Annotated in this window: 2 protein-coding genes and 1 tRNA gene; 2 read left to right on the top strand and 1 reads right to left on the bottom strand. The window is 28.5% G+C overall.

Features of this window, described 5'->3' with window-relative positions:
* Positions 1 to 308: 308 nt before the first annotated feature.
* A complete protein-coding gene (locus tag B8978_RS19310; RefSeq protein ID WP_084117905.1) occupies positions 309 to 1,289 on the top strand; it encodes a DnaD domain protein in 981 nt (326 codons plus the stop codon).
* Positions 1,282 to 2,265, top strand: a complete 984-nt coding sequence (locus B8978_RS19305) for an ATP-binding protein (protein WP_084117904.1) — start codon at positions 1,282 to 1,284, stop codon at positions 2,263 to 2,265. Before B8978_RS19310 ends, B8978_RS19305 begins: the two co-directional genes overlap by 8 nt.
* 114 nt (positions 2,266 to 2,379) lie before the next feature.
* On the opposite strand, the gene B8978_RS19300 is transcribed toward B8978_RS19305, so the two are convergent.
* Positions 2,380 to 2,455, bottom strand: a tRNA-Thr gene (locus B8978_RS19300).
* Positions 2,456 to 2,474: the final 19 nt, after the last annotated feature.

The following is a 2,474-nucleotide window of genomic DNA, read 5'->3' as shown; positions in this document are numbered from 1 at the left end:
CTTTTAGGCGTAGCCTTTGGTGTTAATATGATAGTTTAATATGCTAATAAATACGTATTCATTGAAAACTGGCGACCTTCGTTCAAAGATTTTTCGTAGCATAGCGGAGAAAAATCATCCATAGCCTTTTCACCGCGAATCATAGGTGAAAATCCTTCACCCGTGCTGCGCAATTTATTACTATTACGTAACAAAAAGTTTATTTCTTTATAATATAATAATTTGTTATTTTTATGGTTACATTTTGTTATAATAAACATATGAATGTACTATATATTTCATAAGCAATTTTGAAAGGCGGTGATAGTATGAGTACTTTTATGTTTAAAAATAAACTTAGAAATTACACCCCCATAAGTAATATTTTTATAGATAAGTACATGCCTAAAGCACGAGGCGAATATGTTAAAGTATATATATTAGGAATAAAATATTGTTTGTCAGGAGAGCCTGGAGTAGATTCAACTCTATTTGCAAACACCCTTCACCTTTTAGAAACCGATATTATGAATGCTTGGAATTATTGGAGTGATGAAGGTGCAGTGAAACTCATTCCTATAGATAACATGGGCAATTTTAGTATTGATTTTTTAGACCTTGAAGATAATATTTCTTCTAATGATGAAAATGTAGATCTTTTAAGAGAACTTGATAATAATTCAACTAAAGATATGCTCCAAGACATAGAAAAATTAGTTGGAAGAACTCTTTCTACTAAAGAAATGACCATGTATATAAGTTGGATAAATGATTTCAATTTTCCACCTGAACTAATTCTTCTGCTAATAGAATACTCTGTATCTAGGGGGAAAACAGATTATAGATATATAGAAAAAATAGCATTAAATTGGCATGATAGTAATATTACTTCTATTGAAAATGCTCAAACTTATATAAAAAAGCATGAGGACAAGTGGATAAAAATAAGGAAAATATTGAACTATCTAGGTATTAAGGATGCAGATGTATTAAAACCTCAAGAACAACTTTTAGATAAATGGATAAATTCCTATGGTTTTCCTTTGGACGTAATATATAGATCCTGCGACATAACCTTTTCTAGGATAAATAAAGCTGATTTTAAATATATGGATGCTATTTTAACCAATTGGTTTAAAAGTGGAATAAAGACATTAACAGATGTTGACACTAAGGATTTAAAAAAGAGCACTTATAATAAATCAAATGTTAAAAATGCTCCTAAAACTAATTTCAATGATTATGAGCAACGCTCTTATGATTATGATGAACTTGAAAAGAAATTATTAGGATGGGATAAAAATGATTAAAGGCTACGGGGAACAAATTTCTAAAATATACTCTGATATTCGTGAAAATGAAGCAAACTCATTAAAAGAAAGAAGAGAAGAAATCAAAAAAAACTTACCTGCTGTTTTTGATTTAGAACGTAAAATAGCAAAACTCTCTATCGACTTAGCTGTGAACTCATTTAAGGATATTGAGGACAGAAGTGCTTATTTAAAAAATTTAAAAGATGAAATTACAAATTTAAGAGTACAAAAGTCAGAATTATTAGTTGCAAACGGCTATTCTCTTGATTATGTATCACTACACTATAGATGTAATAAATGCAAGGATACTGGATATATTGGATCAGCTAAATGCAGCTGCTACAAACAAAAGCTTGTAAAATTGTATTATAAAAATTCACATCATAGTTCTTTATTAGAGAAAAATAATTTTGAGCATTTTAATATAAATTACTATTCTGTGCAAAAAACAAACTCGGAACCTAAAAGTCCAAGAAAAAACATGGAAGATAAAATTATTCCTTTTGTTATGGATTATTTAAAAAATTTCCAAAGTACAGATACAAATTTGCTTTTTTATGGAAATTCCGGCACAGGAAAAACTTTTTTATCCAATTGTATAGCAAAAGACTTATTAGATAAGGGATTTCTAGTTGTATATAGAACTGCTGATGATTTGATCCACGACCTAAAAAAAATAAAATTCGAAAATGATTCTAATTTGGAAGACATTCTTCTAAATTGTGATCTTTTAATTTTAGATGATTTAGGAACTGAACAGGTAACTGACTTTTCATCTACTGAATTATTTAATCTTCTTAATAAGAAGCTTTTAATGAATAAAAAAATGCTAGTTTCCTCAAATTACGCACTGGAGAAACTTTCAAGAACTTATTCAGAAAGAATTACATCAAGATTATTTGGTAATTTCAATTTATTCAAATTTTATGGAGACGACATAAGAATTAAAACTAATTTAGCTAAACAAAAATAATATTAAAATAAAAGGATAGGTTAATTCTCAGAATTTAACTTATCCTTTTGTTTTAATATTAATACAAATTTATAAGCACAAAAAAACTTCTTAGAATTCTCATCTAAGAAGTTTTGGTGCTGGCAATAGGAATTGAACCCATAACCTACTGATTACAAGTCAGTTGCTCTACCAATTGAGCTATGCCAGCTAATATGGCGACCTGGAAG

Origin of the sequence: Clostridium acidisoli DSM 12555 (assembly GCF_900176305.1) — a bacterium.
GTDB classification, from domain to species: Bacteria; Bacillota; Clostridia; order Clostridiales; family Clostridiaceae; genus Clostridium_I; species Clostridium_I acidisoli.
Note: the sequence above shows the minus strand (reverse complement) of the source record. Positions and strands in the feature narration are given on the sequence as shown.

Bases quoted from the DNA above. Each gene is read 5' to 3' on its own strand.
- B8978_RS19310 (WP_084117905.1), top strand. From the start codon at position 309: ATGAGTACTTTTATGTTTAAAAATAAACTTAGAAATTACACCCCCATA.
- B8978_RS19305 (WP_084117904.1), top strand. From the start codon at position 1,282: ATGATTAAAGGCTACGGGGAACAAATTTCTAAAATATACTCTGATATT.